Origin of the sequence: Xenorhabdus bharatensis, from assembly GCF_037996705.1 — a bacterium.
In the GTDB taxonomy this organism is placed as follows: Bacteria; Pseudomonadota; Gammaproteobacteria; order Enterobacterales; family Enterobacteriaceae; genus Xenorhabdus; species Xenorhabdus bharatensis.
Map to the genome: position 1 here is coordinate 15,545 of NZ_JBBMXG010000004.1, position 18,378 is coordinate 33,922.

Consider the following 18,378-nt stretch of genomic DNA (forward strand, 5'->3'; position numbering starts at 1 on the left):
ATGAATACAGTATTCTTATTAATGGCAGAGTTTGAAACCTCGCAAATTCTTCTGTCAGCTATAGCCGAGAAGTACCTTAAATTGACTCCAGCGACAGCAGAGCGCAAGGCTATTGAAGGCAAGCTAAAATTCCCGACATACAGAATGAATGACAGTCAAAAATCACCGCGAATTGTTCATGTGCATGATCTCGCGGAGTACATCGATAAGCAAAGGGAATTAGCAGCAAAAGAAGTAGAAAGGATGCAGTTTAAAAGAAAATAGTCTCACAAAATCCTTCGAAAACTATCGGGTGCTAAGTTTATTTTCAGCACCCCAATAGCACCCCTAAACCATGCATTCAATTGATTTAAAAAACAATAATACCGATAAGATATCGGTACATTAGAGGTCACTAGAGGCAAAATAATTTGCTAAGCCCACGTTATTTGTCACGCCCAATTTACTTATCGCATTAGCCCGATGAACATGAATTGTTTTATGACTCAAGCCCAGTTCAGCTGCTACTTCTTTAACATCCATTCCTGTGGCAAGCATTTCCGCGATTTGCCTCTCTCTTTTCGTTAAGTGATCCAAAGAAGCTGGATTACTTTTTGATGATTTCAGTTTAAGCACAATATCCGGCGAGAAGTAAAAACCATTATTCACGACAATACGCACCGCCTGTACCAGTTCATCCGGGCTACAGCGTTTACTTAGATAACCCCGGGCTCCTGCTTTTAGGGATTTTTCCACCATAGTAGCTGAATCGTGGACGCTCAGCATAATGCAACCAATGCCGGAAGGTATATCCTGCAATAATGATAACCCACTTTCATCAGCCATTGAAATATCAAGAATACAGACCATTGCCCCTGAGCCGGGCAACCCATATCTTGCTTCGGCACATGAATTGAATTCACCGACAACTTCAATATCAGGTTCTAAGCTTAATAATTGGGCAAAGCCAGAACGTACTACCACATGGTCATCGACTAATGCTACTTTAATCATCGTTATTTATTGCCAGATCAGAAAACCCGTATAAATTACTCTCATTAATATAGCTGTGCAATAGACTGGGAATGATACACTTCACTCAAAAACGCTACTGTGAATAAAACAGTAGCGCCATAACGATTTTTAACAAGGTTTATAGTGCTTTCCTGCTGCTGCGGATTTTTCTCTCTTCAGCAATAGCAACAAATGCAAGTAATGTAATACAGATACAGGCAGAAGTATCAAGTGCGACAAATGTGCCTTTCCAGCCTGTTAACCCAAAAATAGGTACTCCATCAGCAATCATTCCCAAACCTAATTTAGCAAAACTATCACCGATTAAATAAGCAAACGTACCTTTGACACCATCTGCAACACTGATCGCTTTTTTCGGTACAAAACCAACAGCAGACACACCAATCAGTAATTGTGGGCCGAACACCAGAAATCCGAGTATAAATAGAGAACCTAAATACATAAACTCGCTGGTTGCATGCTGGTAAAATTCAAGGCTAACAATAATTAATCCCAGTGAGACACAGGCAACGAGCGCACGACGACCATTTGCCAAATCTGACAAATATCCCCACATCAGCGTCCCGACTAGCGCTCCAACCTCAAACATAGTAAAACCGGAAATAGCCGTTTCTTTTGAATGTCCTAATTCCTGATATGCATATACCGTTGACCACTGATCAATGCCAATCCGCACGATATAAAGAAAAATATTGGCAAAGCAAAGAAGCCAGATCACTTTGTTTTTCAGAATATACTCAACAAAAATCTCCCGCTTAGTCATTTGATTTTCTTCTGCCGCGATATCTTCTTCGCTGATCGCCTCTCCAAATAGCTCTTCTGCTTTACCCAGACCATAACTTTCTGGGGAATCGCTTCCATAACGTAAGCCAATAAAACCGATGATCAGAGCAATAATGGAAGGGAAAATAAACATCCCAATAACATGACCATCAAATAAATAGTGTGCGCCAAACAAAGCAACTCCTGCCGCACCTGCACCGCCCACATTGTGCGACATGTTCCAAAGCCCAAGATAGGTGCCTCGTTTGCTACGCGGAGTCCATTTGGTAATAGTGGAATAACTTGCCGGCCCACCAATACTTTGGAAAAAACCACTCAGTGCATAAAATGCCACCATCAAGAAAACACTGATCCCAGAGCTACCCATGCTCATACTAAAACCAAGCATGGCCAGACCAGACAAAATCAACATAAATGGCAAAAATTGCTTGGTATTTTTTCCATCTGCATAATAAGCAACTAACGTTTTGCCTACGCCATAAGTGATAGAGAACCCCAGCCCTATCAATCCAAGTTGCGTCATCGACAAACCATAAGTAGAAACCATATCGTTCTGGGCAATATTGAAATTCTTGCGCACCAGATACATCGCCATATAGCCAATGAAAACCACCAGATATGATTGCATAAAAGGCTTAAACCACATCTTGCGGCGTATATCGACTGGAAGATCCAACGTCGGTTGGCGAACTTGTTCCAGAATTTTAATCATATGAAATCCTCAGATAACCACGACAAAGAAAACCTTTTTAATGCAGGTGGAAATCAAAAAGGTGGTTCGCTAAAACGCGAAGTTTTTCGTAGGTATTGTTATTACTGGGATTCTAAGAAAAGGGTTAAAAACTGGCTTGAGCTATTGTCTTAGATAAACTAGGAAAATTTCCTAGTTTTGTCTTTATCTGAAGTAAAGCGTGAAAAGAGTCACAATCTCCCAACGAAACAACCAGAAAGGCGATAGGTATCTTAATTCCTATCCGGCCAGTGCCATGATGGCTCTTCCAGTATATTCCTACCAATGATATGAGTTTCACCTAATTGCTTTTCAAGTTGAATCGTCTGACAAAGCGAAGAATGCTGTAGTGCTGAAATCAACACTGGAGAATGCGAAACAACCCAAACCTGAGTCAGTTCAGAGGCTTTTATAATCAACTTAGCCAATGACGGTAAAAGCTCTGGGTGCAGGCTGGTTTCTGGCTCGTTTAGTATCATCATTGATGGTGGGCGTGGCGTCAGCAATGCCGCAATCCACAGCAGATAGCGCAGCGTTCCGTCGGATAATTCAGCACCGGAAAGAGCGCGCATTAAGCCATGCTGGTGAAACTGTAATGTAAACAGCCCTTCTTTGGAACGAGAGATTGCCACAGAAGCTCCCTGAAAAGCATCATTAACCGATTCATCCAACAATTGTGCATCACCAATTTCGCGTATAGTTTGTAACGCAGCAGCCAAATCCCGTCCATCATGATGCAATACCGGTGTACGGGTTCCAATCTGAGCCTTGCGGGCAGGAGCATCACTATCTGTGCGGAAATGATCATAGAAACGCCAGCCACGAATAAATTCACGCATATGAAAAACTTCCGGAGCCATTGAAGGATCAGAAAGCTGATCAAACATACTGATAAAACTATTAATATGCTCCGAAGTAATTTGCCATTTTCGCCCATCACGAACACGGCTGATTGCCCCTTTTCGTTCTACCAATACGCCAGCCGGATGATAACGCCCTCCTCCCCAAATACATTCCTGTTTAATTTCTGGATCTAACGCAAAAGCAGAGCTTGACGGATGAGGCAAACCAAGGGAGATGGAATAACCGAATGAATCTGTAGCAAACCCAAGGCGTAACCGCTTTACTTCTTTTCTAACCCTTCCCTGTACTGGCACATGCCCTGCACGTACCGTACCAGAAAAATTTTCCGGCCCGGCCCAAAATGCAGAATCAAGCCCACCTTCCAGCGCCAGAGAATTCACAACACCACCCTGTGCTGTTTCAGATAACAAACGTAATGCCCGGTATAAATTAGATTTACCGCTACCGTTTGCGCCGGTAATCACATTAAGAGGAGCAAGAGTAATACGAAGGTCACGGATAGAACGGTAATTATTGATAGCTAATACCGATATCATAAAATTAATATCTTCCTGATCATCATGTTTATTTTCAGCAATCATCAAACCAATGGAAATAATGATATCTATGTGGGGGCTATCCTTATCCAAAAAAATATAAATGGCAACCATTTTTAACAGAAAAAAGAGTTCAATGCTAGAGTCACCTGAAAGCATTGTTATCAGCCTAATTATTTTATTGCGATATTTATTATTCTAACATTTCTTTATAACGCTCTATTTGATCTCTGTTTTTTTCCACGTATTTTTTCCACTCTGAGCTTTTCGATTTATTTAAGCAAGAGATATCTATTTTTTTACAAATAGAGAAATTATTAGTTGATAGATCAACTAACTTTGTTAATGCAACTATATTAATTCCTACTTTATTAGATTCATTATTATCTCCACTAACCACGCTATTAATCTGGGATATAATAGACTTAGCAACTTGTTCTTTTGCTTTATTTTCTGATATGCAATTATTTAAAAAAGGCTCACCAACGGCAGTTCCGGCAACTTCACAAGCTAAAGTAATTTTTTGTCCTTTATGTAATGTTAACGCATAATCCTGAAAATCATTACTCAGTGCTGCATGCACAGTATCCAAAAAACCACCGGCACTTAATGCAATGAAGACTTTACCATCCGAAGTATAATTACTTATACTTTTAATGATCCCGAAAACGATAACTTTTTTATATTTTAAATCATTATTTGCTTTGACTTCATTTTCAGAGTACCTTCTGTATAAATCCTTTGCAGTTATACGAGTATACCCATAATCACTAGATTTTTTTTTACCCGAAAAAAACATTTTGACATCATTATCAACAAGCGATTTTGCAAATTTAGCATCATTTTCAGTAAAAGGAATAATCTCACTGCTTGCCACCGCAATTTGCCAAAATAACATCGAAGCCACCGCAACAATCAATAGCACTAGTTTTCTAATCATAATCAATAACCTAAGTTTAAAACCAACAAAACGTCCACATTTAAAGAATCCATTCACTGATGAGTTTCATTCACATTACTCTGAATAATAGTCAATGTAAAATATTACCAGTTATTATCATTAAACAATAACGTAACAATATAATTTATCACTCTTATCCAAGATGATTGAAATTTCAGCACGGTGAGTTTTACTATTAACAATCTGAATTACTGGTCTAATAATGAATTCATTATCTATTTTTAAGATTGTTTAAAAATATGCAGGATAAGTTATATGCGATGCCTGTTCTATTTTTAATATTTATTTATGACAAAGTATAAATACCAATAACCGATATTCTTGTTACATTACCATCCAACTCCTGCGCATGAACAAGTGCATTATCTTCCAAGAGCGTTAAAAATTGAGCAGCTGAGTTCTTAGTCATATCAATATCTATAGCAATTTGAGTTCTAACTAAGACCACATCAACATTATTAAGGCCATTATAAACAACAATATATTTGCTCATGATTTATTTTCCTATTTTATATTACCTTCTATACGCTACATTAGGTATTTTCCTTTTTCCATATGATTAATTAATAGCCTGCTTTAAATTTCATCTAACAATATTTATATCTGAATTCCAGAATGATGAATTTGTCAAGTAAGGATTACTATGAGTAAACAGAACCATCAATATTTAGCTCAAAATACGTTCTATTGGTTTTTCGTGTAAATTCCTTCTGTTAATAATGTAGTTGTCTATGTCACAATGGCGTCTTAAACACAGCCTGAGGGTATTAAGGCCATGCTGTGAGAATAAATTGGATACAACTATGGAAGAAAATATACAACCCACACACCCATCTGAAACTGAAGGCTCGCATCTTCAGCGAAGCCTGACTAACCGACATATACAGCTTATTGCTATCGGGGGCGCTATTGGAACCGGCCTGTTTATGGGGTCAGGTAAAACAATTTCCCTTGCCGGGCCATCGATCATTTTCGTTTATATGATCATCGGGTTTATGCTGTTTTTCGTGATGCGGGCAATGGGAGAGCTATTGCTTTCCAATTTGCATTATAAATCATTCAGTGACTTTGCAGCTGACCTCCTGGGGCCATGGGCCGGCTTTTTTGTGGGCTGGACTTATTGGTTCTGCTGGGTGATTACCGGTATTGCTGATGTTGTTGCCATCACCTCTTATGTTGGGTATTGGGCACCTGGTTTCCCTGAATGGGCAACTTCTCTTTTATGCGTTTTGATTTTACTGACTTTGAATCTCGCAACAGTCAAATTATTTGGTGAATTGGAATTTTGGTTTGCGATGATCAAAATTGTTGCCATTGTTGCCTTAATTGTGATTGGTGGCGTGTTAATTGGTAGTCATTTCCAGTCCCCTGCAGGGCATGTTGCTTCCCTTTCTAATGTCTGGGGCGACGGAGGCATGTTCCCTATGGGGCTAAGCGGATTCTTTGCCGGCTTTCAAATCGCAATATTTGCTTTTGTTGGGATTGAATTAGTCGGAACGGCAGCGGCAGAAACCAAAAACCCGATGAAATCGCTGCCGAAAGCAATTAATGCCATTCCTGTCCGGATTATCACATTCTACGTACTCGCATTGATTGTTATTATGTCAGTTACACCATGGCGGGCAATCGTGGCGGATAAAAGCCCCTTTGTAGAACTGTTTGTTCTGATCGGGTTACCTGCTGCTGCCAGTATTGTGAATTTCGTCGTACTGACTTCTGCTGCATCTTCAGCAAACAGTGGGGTTTTCTCTACCAGCCGGATGTTATTTGGTTTAGCTAAAGAAAGAAATGCACCAAAACAGTTCAGCCAACTTTCCCGCCGTTCAGTTCCTGCATCAGGTTTGATTTTTACCTGTTTATGCCTCTCTTGCGGCGTTATTCTGATCTATTTTATTCCTGATGTAATGCGTGTTTTTACATTGGTAACAACGATATCTGCCATTTTGTTCATGTTTATCTGGAGTATGATTTTGTGCTCCTATCTGGCCTATCGGAAGCATCGCCCTGAACTGCATAAAGCATCTGTTTACAAAATGCCGTTTGGTATCGTGATGTCATGGGTTTGTCTGGCTTTTTTTGCATTTGTCATAGTCTTGCTGTCTTTACAGGCAGACACCAGACAAGCATTAATTGCGACTCCAGCCTGGTTCATTATTTTAATGATCGGGTATCAAGTTGTGAAAAGGCGCAAAACCCACCTCTGATAAGAGAAGAATGATAAAAATCTATGCATAATAGAATGGCCCGGGATCCGGGCCATTTTTATGGATTCTATTGATAATCCGCCATTTTTGTCCCCTGATGGAATCTGAGTTGCCATACACCTGATGTTGATAGCTGCCAGATTGAGGAGCGCAATGCTTCGTTATATGACCGCCCTCTTTTATTCACTTCGTAAGATTTATAGGTAAGCAAGACAATATTTTTATCCAAAATCCGCATATTAAAATCTTCCGAAAAAATTTGAGAAATAATATTTATTTCTTTGAAGATTCCAACACAATTTTCTTCGTATAAAGATAACCAGACTTCCCTATTTCCAGAAAATCATCATGTAGGATGCGATGTAACCATTCGATATCATATCTTTTTTCCCCATGCAGGCTGATTTCAAGTCTTTTTATTATTGCGAGAATAGCCAAATTTTCCTGATTCATTGATATCCTTAAACTCTAATAATTAAGGAAAGACAGTATTATTTATTTTTCAAACATTATATTTACATTTAATGTTTTATCGGGTAATTATTGTAAAGTCAAATTCAGGAGAGGAATATATGAAAACTAAAATTAGATCTGCTGAAACTGAAGATGCTGAGCATTTTCAACGAATTTATGGCCATCCCGATGTTTATCTCTATACATTACAACGCCCATGCCCATCTCTTGAAATGTGGCGCGAGCGTCTTAAAAATAATAGAACCCAAGGGGTATTCGACTTCGTGGCAGAAATAGACCGTAAAGTTGTTGGTACTCTGGGGTTATATAGTTATCCTAACCCAAGGCGAAAACATGTTATCAGCCTCAGTATTGGTATTGATCACGATTATTCAGGCCGAGGTATCGGCTCAGCAATGATGGAGTTTGCCATTGACTATGTTTTCAATTGGCTTGGTTGCATTAGAATTGATCTGGAAGTCTTCACCGATAATGAAAAGGCAATAGCTCTTTATACTAAGTTTGGCTTTGAAATGGAAGGCATTCAACGTAAAGCAGCCCTTAAACAGGGGCGGTATTGTGATGTTATGGATATGTCTTTAATAAATGAACAGGGTTTATAAAATTTCATTAGAACTAGAATAGCTATTTTCTTTAAAAAATATTTTATTTTCTATATGTCTGGCCAGATTATTTATCCGCCAGACATGCACTATATTAAAAACCTCGTTGCAATATTTTACACTCATACTCCTGTGAGTTTAATTGGCTCTGTAACTGATCTATAAGAATACCCTGATGCCTAAAATCACTATAGATTAATAAATCAAGTGCAGCATAACTATATTCTGGCCATGTATGGATAGCAAAATGTGATCCTGCCGATATCATTGCCCCACTGATACCATGTGACTCCGATTGATGAAAATGGTAATTAATAATATCAAATTCACACTTATGAGAAATATCAACCATCATACTCTTAATCGTTGATATAGATTTCAATTTTTCACTTTCACAGTTTTTCATTTCTATGATGATATGAGTGCCAAACTGTCTTGTATCAGCAGGCAAATGGATTTTTTCTTGCCCCTGATATTGAAATTTGGTTCCGCTACACTTGTTACAACCTGTTTCTATTAGCTGCTCTATGGTTAATATATCTTTTCCATACCCAATCGTAAGTCGGTTATTACACGATTTACATTGATAGAATTTTATACGTGGATTAATTTCTCCAGTATATATTTTATTTGAGTAATCAATATTACCTGAAATGATTGGATATGTGTCTTTTGTAATGGAAAGACTATATAAGTCACTGATATTACCTATAATACTCCCGCCATAATATGTATTAAATTGTGGATAGATTCTTTTGATAAAAAGATTCTGATCGCTAAAAAGTTTTTGAACTTCCTGATTTTCTTTAGGCTTCTTTTGTCCAAATGATAATAATATCTCACTCCCTTCATTTTTAGAAAAGCTAATCGCCCTTGACAAAAATAGCTTTAATCCGCTAAGTGTATAGGGTGGATCTGTTAAAATTACATCAAATATTCTGGCGTATTTATTTGATTCTTTCAGATTTAAATACTCAGTATTAATCGTAAAATTATTTTTCGCTGATACATACCCAATAAATTTCAACAGCTCTTCATCAATATCTTTAACATGAATATTTTTATTATCATGATGGCCCAGCTTTTTGAATGCCATCATTAAAGCTATAGATGTTAAATCATCATCACCTAAAAAAAGAATCTTTTGCTTAAATATTATCGGATTTTTGAGTAGCAGCATTACCCTGCGTACCGATGTATCCAAAGTAGCATGAGCCTGATCCAACAATACATTAACGCGAGGTCGACTATCATATATAGGAGCCAATAAACTGGCTAAATCATCTTTAAATCTTTCACACTCCTCTTCTGAGGAAAGTGAATTATATAATTCAGAATCAACCAGTTTATAATTAAGTTCATCCTGAATATATTTGACCCCCTCTGATTTTAGTTTAAAGACCCCTTTATTTTCTGCAAAATTTAATTTTATCAATTCTTTTTTAAATGCAGATACGAGAGGAATAGGCAACCCGATTTTCAATGATAATTCTTTATTTGATACGCTATCATCCAAATATAAATAAGAAAGTAATTTTTCCAGTACTTCAATAGGTTGTTCTAACTTCATATTATTTTTTACAGTACAGAGTATATTCATTTTAATCTCTTATATGGTTTTCAGTCCTTCATATCAATAATATAATAAAAATGATCACCTATTAATTAAGTCATTAGCAACATCAATATTATAATTCGCTAGAAATTTATGTTAAATAATTTAACTTTGCAATAAGAATATTTACCAAAAATGGATAAAAAAATTTCCGTTAAGTGATTACAACTCAATGGTATAATCACTTTATTTAAAATAAAAAATATTATCTTTATTAAAAACAGTGGAAATGACATTTATTACGGATAAAATAGATTAATTACAGATTTAAATCTTGGAAAAAACAACAAATAAGCATAAGTTATTTATAACATGACCAACCTATATCTATAAACAGTCGTTATATCTTTAATTAAAAAAATCACATTTTACCTCTCTAAATTGCACTATCATTATGTACGGCTATGAAAGCCATATGAACCCCGTCGTTACATTGCTGAGTGAGAATGTATGCTAGCAACTGTTGTTGCATAGCAATTCAAACAGAAGACTACAAGCCTAAGTCAACCAGCATATATATAAATTTGATATATTGTTTGGAAGCGAAGTTATATTATCCTTTATTCTAAAAAAACCACTTAATATTATTACTATGCTTTTATTATCTGGCTGGATAGTTGCTTCAAATTTTGAGAGACAACTTCTGTAAGAAAGTCTACCACCTTCCTTATTTTCAGCGAATATGCCAAATCCGCCTGAATAACAAGCCAAAGAGGCTGATCTAATCCCAGATCAGGAGAAAGGCAAATAAGATCAGCAGTATCAGCAATAAAGTGAGGAAGAATTGCCAATCCCAAACCTGCTTTGACTGCCGAAACCTGTGCTGAGAGTGACGTTGTCGCTATAGAAAGCGGGCGGCCATTCAGGGTTTTCTCCATCCATTTGTACATTGGAAGTTGCTGGCACTCATCAGTCCAACCAATAAAATGAGCATGACTATAGGCTTCATCAGATATCTTAGAGGGGTTATTTTCGCAGTATTGTTTACTTCCATATAACCCAAAACCCAGCATTCCAATCTGACGGATAGTAACATGTCCCTGTTCCGGCCTGATAAGGCGAAGGGCTAAATCAGCATCTCGACGATGGAGGTTGACAGTACGTGCATCAGTAATAATTTCCAGTGCTAAATCCGGGTATTTTTTCTGTAAAACTGGCAGATTAGGAATAATTAAATCACTAGCCAGCATTTCTGTTGTCGCAAGACGCACTTTGCCGGTGATTTTTGTACGTATATCAACTTCTGTCAAAAATGAGTTTGCTGCGGTTTCCATTGCTTCTGCTTTTTCCAACAGCCCCCTTCCATCTTCTGTTAACTGGTAGCCAGTCTGGTGGCGAAAGAACAGAGGCATGCCAAATGTTGCTTCCAGCCTTTCAATTTTTCTGGACACTGTTGCAATACCAACGCCAAGAAGGCTGGCTGCATTACTGATAGTTCCAGTTTGAGCCACTGCCAGAAATACACGAATATCATCCCAAATAAGTGATTGCATATTATGACTTCCATTTTTGGAAAATTACTTTCTATTTATATCTAAATATCTTTTTTTTCGACTATGCCACAATCATTCTGATAAAAAAACAATCCGTTTGATTTCATGAAGATTAATCGAGTCAATAATATGCTTATACGAAATACACCACAATTAGCGATTGTCCTGACATTAATTGCAGCATTCTTTTGGGGTTCAAATTTTCAGGTAACAAAGATTGCCCTGATGAATTTGCCTCCATGGACAGCTTCTGCTGAACGCTTCGCTTTTTCTGTCTTATTTATTTTCCTCCTGATGTTGTCCAAGAAAAAATTTAACATCAGAGTCTTCAAAAAAAACTGGCTTGCTTTTATTTTCCTCGGTGGAATTGGAGTTGCAGGATTCAATGGTGCATTATTTGTTGGTCTCCAATATGCAAACCCTGTTAGTGCTGCATTAATAATGGCAACAACACCTGTCACTGCCAATATTTTAGAAGCTATCATTCATCGCCGTTCTCCTGATAGATTACGTATCATCGGAATGATGCTCAGTTTGTTTGGTGTGGCCTTAGTAGTTACCAATGGGCAGCCTATGTTGGATAGCACAATTCATATTAATACCGGAGAGTTAATTATCTTTTTGGGTTCTTTGGGCTGGGCAATTTATACCATTGGGGCCCGCACATTTATTAAAGAATCAACACCTCTGGAAACCACTGGCTGGACGATGTTTTTTGGCACAATAATATTGTCGATCATTGCGGTTTCTGTTGAATCACCTGTTTCAACACTATTATCAGCACCATTTGAAAGTCATTTGGCTGATTTTTATATGGGGATTGCGGGTTCTGTTGTTGCTTATCTCTTCTGGAACATGGCAATTGCTATTCGTGGCGCAGGTAAAACAGCAATATTTTTTAATTTTGTTCCTGTCTTTGCATTAGTAATACAAGCTATTGTAGGCGACTGCCCCAGTCTAACCCAACTTACCGGTAGTACACTCACTATTATTGGTGTACTGATTGGGCAGGGTATCAGTAAGATATCAGGGAGAAATTCACAATAAAATTCACTATGAAACTCGTATTATGCAAGGTACAACTTTATAAAAATGTGGATATCCGATGCTAACGCTATTATGGAAATATGTAACCTATCACTGAACACCGGAATCCAATCTCTGCCCAGTTAATTTTAATTCAGGCATTGTGATTGAACCACCGGAAATAAATTACGGGGCAAATAATGCAAGAATATCCTGAATTATGGATTGACCTTATGTACTACCTGAGAAATGCCTGGCCACAGATATCTGGTGCATTGCTGGCTATCATGATCTGTTATGGGCGGCTGATTTATGATGGTGTGGAACGAAAAAACCGCTGGGCTGAGCCTCTTCTCTGTGGAGCACTTTCATGGGGATTCTCCAGCGGGCTAGAGTTGATTGGTATTCCTGTCAGCGTATCTCCAGCTCTTGGCGGCGCTGTGGGTTTTCTTGGTGTGGAGAAATTACGCGAATTTGTGATACGCGCTATTGAGCAACGTCTGGAGGAAAAGTCTCATAAGTAGCGAACCTCTAAAAACTTTTCATCGCCGCCTAACCGAGTAAGATACAAATAGAACACATTTTTGTAAGGTAACGCCATCATGATCGTATCTCGTTCTGCTTTGAAAAAAGACAAATTGGCGGCCGAGTAACATCGGCAGAAAATAGATAAATTAGGCACCCCACTCCTTTTGTTTGATAAATATGTCAACTTGTCGGCACCCACGGAGGTGATGGTTCGCGTCATTATTCTGAAACATTTCCATCACCTTTCCGATGAAAAGATGTAATATCAACTAATTGACCGAATGAGCTGGCAACGATTTTGTCGTTTGACTGAAGCCATTAATATTAATATTCTGGACCGCAACACAATTTGGTGTTTTGAAAAACGGCTCAGACAGGAAGGGGCCAATGCCTTGTTTGAAGAAGCCAAACATCAACTCTTCTCCGCACAGGGATTCATTTCCCCTGGCGGTTAAAGCATCGATGCCACGTTGATACCGGTTCCTAAACAACATAATAAGAAAGAAAAAGAAGAGAATGAACAGATCCGTTAGGGTAAAACCCCGGATAACTGGACGAAAAACAAACGACACCAGAAAGAGACGGGTGCTACCTGGACGAAAAAACACGGAAAAAGTTATTTTGGCTACAAACTCACGCTTAATGTCGATGCAAAGTACAAAGTCATTCGTCAGAGCGCCATAGGAACTGCCTCTGTCCATGACAGCCATATTTTGAAGCCGTTTTGGACAGGCCAATACGAGTCGGGATATTTATGCTGACAAGGAGTATGCCAGCCATCAGCGTGAGCAGGTGCTGAAGGAACAAGACTATCTGAAATGGTCAATGGCGTGCCAATCTCAGGATGACCTTAATGGCAACCTGCTATGATTTACAGTGTTTGGTTTATTTTGGAAAATCGGAGATTCATGCCTTTTAATCTTTAAAAAAGTCAGAAAGAATCACACTCAATAAGGTCAACTTTATTACGGTTGGGGACAAAATTGACCTTATTTTTTCATGGGCGAGTTTTTAGAGGTTCCCTATAAGTTATATCTTGATTAGGGCTTTCGCCACCAAAGCGATCAACAATAACTAACACGCAATCATTTTGTTTTAAACTAACATCAAGAACTCCAGTATTATAATCTCTTTGAGGTAATCTGGTTTTTAAGTAACTTATCTTTAGATATAATCATTAGTTATACTCCCAAAGATAGAGTATTATTCCCATTTATAAATTTAAATAATAATACTTATGAATTATATTGATTTAGACTATAATTCAACCGTATCTAGATATCCTTCCCAGCTTTGCGAATATTTTCTTTGATTAACTAAATAATTAATGTAAAAAGATGTTGGATTATCAGTATAGTCTATACCAAAACCTTTTAAAAGAGAGCTATCAATAGTAAATGTAATTGGAGTCACATTTTTTACTTGTTGAGAATTACCTATTGTCGTAACAAGAGGCTGTAAAATTCCATCTGAATCATAGGTAATAATTGTTAAAATACAAGTAACCATATCATTTATTTGAGGTGAATTCCTAGTACCAACGGGAATAACACAAGTTATTCCCGTTCCAAGATTACCTATACCAAAAGTAAAAAATTGATCAACTGGATTTCCTAAATAATTGTTAATTGTGGGCATTCTAAGATTTCCGTTTGGTGGAACATAGGTATTAGAATCCCCACCCACTCTAAAAATTAAATTTTTTGATCTAAAAATATCTTGTCTGGCAGTAAAAACATAGTAATATAATATATTTAATTGAAAAGGAGTGAATATTTTATAAGGAACATTAAATTTTTTATTTTCAGTATACATATCAGATATGCATACTGTAGGTGTTTTAATATCTACATCACTCATAATATAAATAGTATCTAATATATTTAGTTGAGCTGATTGAGGTAGTGTAACTTCAAAAAACAAATCGTTTTGATTTGAAGGGGGAGGTACCTCGTCTCCACTTATATTAGTAATTGAAGGATTATCTAAATTATCCGAAGGTATTATATTTTTTGTAAAAAATAATGCATTTTTTTGTGAAGGAAAATTACCATCATACATCGTATTAGAAATGATCACTTCTGCAGCATATGTATCGGTTAGACTTTGCGCATAAAAATTGATATCGAGATTTCCAGAACTATCAGTATTAACATAATACATATTATTATTGAACGGAAAAATTTCTGTGGTACCGTTATACAAACGAGTATATTGTATACCTTCTACATGTAATGGAATTTGACAATAGGGTAACAATTTATTAGTGCTAGTTCTTGGATATATTACTATATTTAATTTTGGATGTTCTTTATTTGGATTTTGTGGATATTTTACTGGATTAAGATCATTAACAACAGTGCTCCCTATAGCTAAAGGCTCTAATGAACTTATATCTATACTACCATCTACTAATGAATATTGTTTATAGGTAACATTTTTAACAGAGGATCCCACAATAGTAGTTGAAAACTTTAATTTTATATCAGATGTGTCTGCGCAATTTTTTATTTCAATAATAAAAGGAACCACCATCTTATTATTAGTATCATCAATATTTATTTTTCTATTAGTATCTTCGTAAGTTTTTATCGATATATTTTCATTTCGTGGATTATTTTCAAGTATAATATTACTGGTTTTAAGTACTTTATGTGAAGAATCTCCGGTATAAGTGGCTATTATAATAAGATTTGACCCTTGAAAAACATCAGCACCTTTAAAATCAATAGATAAATTATCAGCCATAATATTATTCCTTAGATTTTAATAAGCAACAATTATTATTTGAATTAATCTATATATAAACAATAAAAAACTTTTATTATTTATATGCTTTATAAAGGGTCTTATTATAAAAATAAATAATAATTTTCATTAAAGCTCTAATAGAAATTATTATTTATACAACTGTTAAAATATATTTAATATTTCCACAATCATATAAACAAGCTTTCATAATAACGATACACTCATTTTTATCACCCCCGACTGTAACCCTAATGAAAAGGTAGTCATAAATTCTTCAACGCACGCTAAGAGTTGCCACATATACCGACAGCAATGATTCCGTGTGACGGTTTCATGCAAAGATTGCCACAGACGTTCAATCTTATTTAGCCTTGGCGAATAAATCGGTAAAAATAACAGGTTAAATTTAGGATGTTGTTTTAGCCATTCCCTGACTTTCTGGCTTTTGTGAATACCATAATTATCCAAAATTAATGTGAGACTTTTGGCTTGGCGATACTGACGATTAATTTTATATAACATATTGATAAATAGATCAGAGTTTTTCTTTATACCACAGACATAGGCCACTTGACTTGTTCGTACCTCAAGGCAACCTGCAAGGTAGTGTTTTTGATTTTTCCCCAGCACCATCACGCGTTTTTGTTGTCCTTTTGGACAGTGAAAAACCTAATAATTTATTGATTATATGAGTGATAAGTTTAATACTCCAACGTGAACACAAACAGCCAAAATCTTGCGGGGAGTGTGATAATAAGAATGACAGCAAGCTAAAAATCGGAGCTGAATTCCATCGAGCAGGCCTTCCTCTTGGTAAGCTTTTTAACCCTTCCAACCCATATAATATTAACCAATTTATCCAACGATGGACGGAAGAACGTGAGTAATGAAGGCTCCTAGCGATATGAGAAACGGTCTGACCTTCATGTAACATTAAGAGTGCCATGAGTCGGCGGGCGTCCCCCTTTAGGAGAAACAATGCGGGGCATCGCACAGTCAACCACCTCCGCGAGTGCCGACAAATTGACATATTTATCAAGCAAAAATAGTGGGTTGCCTAATTCATCTATTTTCTGCCGATGATACTCGGCCGCCAACTTGTCTTTTTTCAAAGCAGAGCGAGGTAGGATCATGATGGCATTACCTTACAAAAATGTGTTCTATGTGTATCTTACTCGGTTAGGCGGCGATAAAAAGTTTTTAGAGGTTCCCCATAGTCAAATATATAAAGCTCTGCATATTTGTAGAGCTATTAAATAGTAGATCTGATAATAAATATTATATTCACCACTCTCTAAAAACATTTCATCAAATAACTGTGATTTAATGATATGGCGTAACATCATTAATACCTGCTAAATTCTCCGGCATACCAACCTCGGAAAGAGATTGGATATATTTCATAGCATTCTGTACCCATAAAAAACGAGTCATTTTAATAAAAAACTTAAATAAAAGAGAGGTTACCCATGGCTAATTATTTAATTCGCGTTGAAATTTACGGTGCAGGTTCAAGAGAAATCAATGCGCTTAACGAGTCGCTGAAAATAATTGATTTTCATAAAAATGTTGTATTTCAGAATGGTAATATAATGGCCTTGCCTGCCGGCACTTTTGTTGGCAAGTCATTAAATACTGCTGCTGAAATAAGAGATAAAGTTTATAAGTTAGCCTCTCCACTTTCAGCAAGAAATCCATCAATATTTGTTTGCCAATATAATGAATGGTCTGCATATCTTTATCCTGCATCCATCAATGCATCTGCATCTGAATCCTAATTAAAAATTAGGAAATTGAATTCTCCAGTCAACCGATTGGCTGGAGAATCATTTTATTACAGAAAATTGATATTTTTTTATATTCACTATCATCTATCTATTTCCATACAGTAGAAAACAACGCTAAAAAAAATAAAAACAAAATACCCCTAAAAAACATTCTCTGCAAAAACAATAAATTGAAAATAATAACTCATTTTCATTTATCATGAAAAATAAGACGAATTAATATAATTTTTATTAAACATTAATAATTAGAAAAACCAAAAAACATAGACTATTATTTAATAGTATACTAAAAAAACACCCTAACATTAGCTAATGGAACGTTTGCTCATTAATGAACAAGGAGCGGTTATGAAAATTATAAAGTTAACTTATCATAGAATGTTTAATTCTATTATTATGATATTACTTATTGCAACATCAATTTCCGCATTCTCCTCTGGGTATCACCCAGTAACTATTGATAATAGAACAAATTATACAATCACAGTCTATGCACCATCTGTCTATTCTGTTTGTACATATCAACCAACAGAAGGCACCCCCGTAGTGACAACAGTGGAGCCGGGAAAGAAAGGAACTTTCACTTGGGAAGATAAAAATTCTCTCAGCTGCTTTCATTCTGCAAAAATAACAGGTTTTAAATTCATTACTCAAGATGGAAAACTACTATGGTCTAGCCGTATAGGAATGATGGAAGTCTCCCCCACTATCATATCTGGGTATTTTTGGAAAATTTTTTATTCTAAGCAATATTGCCCTGCACGTCTGAATGAAATAAGTGAAAAAACCGATGGAGCGCCCCCACCAAATTATATACGTGCTTATTTTAATTCGGAACCAATAACAATCCATTCTCTCAACGATGTGTATAATAATCAACTCGGTGATTTTGAGGATTCAGATCAAGGATGGACTATTACTCTTCTTCAACCGCCAGAAGGGACAAAACTTGAAGATGCAGGAGATCCCAGTCAATGGACATGTTGGTATTAATTATTATAAATGAGCCT

General features: G+C 36.5%; 17 protein-coding genes and 2 pseudogenes. 8 read left to right on the forward strand and 11 right to left on the reverse strand.

The genetic code is table 11. The features are described from left to right. Window positions 1-264, forward strand: coding sequence for a pyocin activator PrtN family protein (locus AAC855_RS05165; protein WP_340608745.1), 264 nt, complete (start codon window positions 1-3; stop codon window positions 262-264). 120 nt (window positions 265-384) lie between these two features. Here AAC855_RS05165 and uhpA read toward each other — a convergent pair whose 3' ends face one another. From uhpA to AAC855_RS05190, 5 genes are all read right to left on the reverse strand, one after another. After that, entirely contained in the window at window positions 385-993 is a 609-nt protein-coding gene (uhpA, locus tag AAC855_RS05170; RefSeq protein WP_340608569.1) for a response regulator transcription factor UhpA, read from the reverse strand. Between the two features lie 139 nt (window positions 994-1,132). Next, entirely contained in the window at window positions 1,133-2,509 is a 1,377-nt protein-coding gene (gene uhpT / locus AAC855_RS05175) for a hexose-6-phosphate:phosphate antiporter (RefSeq protein WP_340608570.1), read from the reverse strand. 251 nt (window positions 2,510-2,760) lie between these two features. Beyond that, window positions 2,761-4,086, reverse strand: coding sequence for an AAA family ATPase (locus AAC855_RS05180; protein ID WP_340608571.1), 1,326 nt, complete (start codon window positions 4,084-4,086; stop codon window positions 2,761-2,763). A gap of 34 nt (window positions 4,087-4,120) precedes the next feature. After that, a complete protein-coding gene (locus AAC855_RS05185; protein WP_340608572.1) occupies window positions 4,121-4,867 on the reverse strand; it encodes an OB-fold protein in 747 nt (248 codons plus the stop codon). Window positions 4,868-5,174: 307 nt separating this feature from the next. Continuing rightward, window positions 5,175-5,381: a hypothetical protein gene (locus AAC855_RS05190; protein WP_340608573.1), complete on the reverse strand. Its 207-nt coding sequence runs from the start codon at window positions 5,379-5,381 to the stop codon at window positions 5,175-5,177. 310 nt (window positions 5,382-5,691) lie between these two features. On the opposite strand from AAC855_RS05190, the gene cycA reads away from it, so the two are divergent. Further along, window positions 5,692-7,092 (forward strand): D-serine/D-alanine/glycine transporter, encoded by a 1,401-nt coding sequence (cycA, locus tag AAC855_RS05195; protein ID WP_340608574.1) that lies wholly within the window; start codon window positions 5,692-5,694, stop codon window positions 7,090-7,092. 273 nt (window positions 7,093-7,365) lie between these two features. On the opposite strand, the gene AAC855_RS05200 is transcribed toward cycA, so the two are convergent. Continuing rightward, a complete protein-coding gene (locus tag AAC855_RS05200; RefSeq protein ID WP_340608575.1) occupies window positions 7,366-7,545 on the reverse strand; it encodes a hypothetical protein in 180 nt (59 codons plus the stop codon). Between the two features lie 119 nt (window positions 7,546-7,664). Here AAC855_RS05200 and AAC855_RS05205 point away from each other — a divergent pair, with 119 nt between their 5' ends. Next, window positions 7,665-8,168: a GNAT family N-acetyltransferase gene (locus AAC855_RS05205; RefSeq protein WP_340608576.1), complete on the forward strand. Its 504-nt coding sequence runs from the start codon at window positions 7,665-7,667 to the stop codon at window positions 8,166-8,168. 94 nt (window positions 8,169-8,262) lie between these two features. Here AAC855_RS05205 and speD read toward each other — a convergent pair whose 3' ends face one another. Both speD and AAC855_RS05215 read right to left on the reverse strand, forming a co-directional pair. Beyond that, window positions 8,263-9,768: an adenosylmethionine decarboxylase gene (gene speD / locus AAC855_RS05210; RefSeq protein WP_340608577.1), complete on the reverse strand. Its 1,506-nt coding sequence runs from the start codon at window positions 9,766-9,768 to the stop codon at window positions 8,263-8,265. 605 nt (window positions 9,769-10,373) lie between these two features. After that, window positions 10,374-11,276, reverse strand: coding sequence for a LysR family transcriptional regulator (locus tag AAC855_RS05215; RefSeq protein ID WP_340608578.1), 903 nt, complete (start codon window positions 11,274-11,276; stop codon window positions 10,374-10,376). A 129-nt stretch (window positions 11,277-11,405) separates the two neighbouring features. Here AAC855_RS05215 and AAC855_RS05220 point away from each other — a divergent pair, with 129 nt between their 5' ends. From AAC855_RS05220 to AAC855_RS21590, 3 genes and pseudogenes are all read left to right on the forward strand, one after another. Beyond that, on the forward strand, window positions 11,406-12,323 hold the full coding sequence (locus AAC855_RS05220) for a DMT family transporter (RefSeq protein WP_340608579.1): 918 nt from the start codon (window positions 11,406-11,408) through the stop codon (window positions 12,321-12,323). A 179-nt stretch (window positions 12,324-12,502) separates the two neighbouring features. After that, window positions 12,503-12,826, forward strand: a complete 324-nt coding sequence (locus AAC855_RS05225; RefSeq protein WP_340608580.1) for a phage holin, lambda family — start codon at window positions 12,503-12,505, stop codon at window positions 12,824-12,826. A 141-nt stretch (window positions 12,827-12,967) separates the two neighbouring features. Beyond that, window positions 12,968-13,749 (forward strand): annotated as a pseudogene (locus tag AAC855_RS21590) (transposase). A 338-nt stretch (window positions 13,750-14,087) separates the two neighbouring features. Here AAC855_RS21590 and AAC855_RS05235 read toward each other — a convergent pair. The 3 genes and pseudogenes from AAC855_RS05235 to AAC855_RS05245 all read right to left on the reverse strand — a co-directional run bounded on the left by AAC855_RS05235 (window position 14,088) and on the right by AAC855_RS05245 (window position 16,714). Beyond that, window positions 14,088-15,578 (reverse strand): hypothetical protein, encoded by a 1,491-nt coding sequence (locus AAC855_RS05235; protein ID WP_340608582.1) that lies wholly within the window; start codon window positions 15,576-15,578, stop codon window positions 14,088-14,090. A gap of 207 nt (window positions 15,579-15,785) precedes the next feature. After that, window positions 15,786-16,548: pseudogene (locus AAC855_RS05240) on the reverse strand (IS630 family transposase); the annotation flags it as partial. Further along, complete coding sequence (locus AAC855_RS05245) at window positions 16,505-16,714, reverse strand: hypothetical protein (protein ID WP_340608583.1); 210 nt, start codon at window positions 16,712-16,714, stop codon at window positions 16,505-16,507. The gene AAC855_RS05245 and the pseudogene AAC855_RS05240, both read right to left, overlap by 44 nt. 336 nt (window positions 16,715-17,050) lie before the next feature. Between AAC855_RS05245 and ghoS the strand changes: the two genes are divergently transcribed. Further along, complete coding sequence (ghoS, locus tag AAC855_RS05250) at window positions 17,051-17,359, forward strand: type V toxin-antitoxin system endoribonuclease antitoxin GhoS (RefSeq protein ID WP_340608584.1); 309 nt, start codon at window positions 17,051-17,053, stop codon at window positions 17,357-17,359. Window positions 17,360-17,716: 357 nt separating this feature from the next. After that, entirely contained in the window at window positions 17,717-18,361 is a 645-nt protein-coding gene (locus AAC855_RS05255; protein ID WP_340608585.1) for a hypothetical protein, read from the forward strand. Window positions 18,362-18,378: the final 17 nt, after the last annotated feature.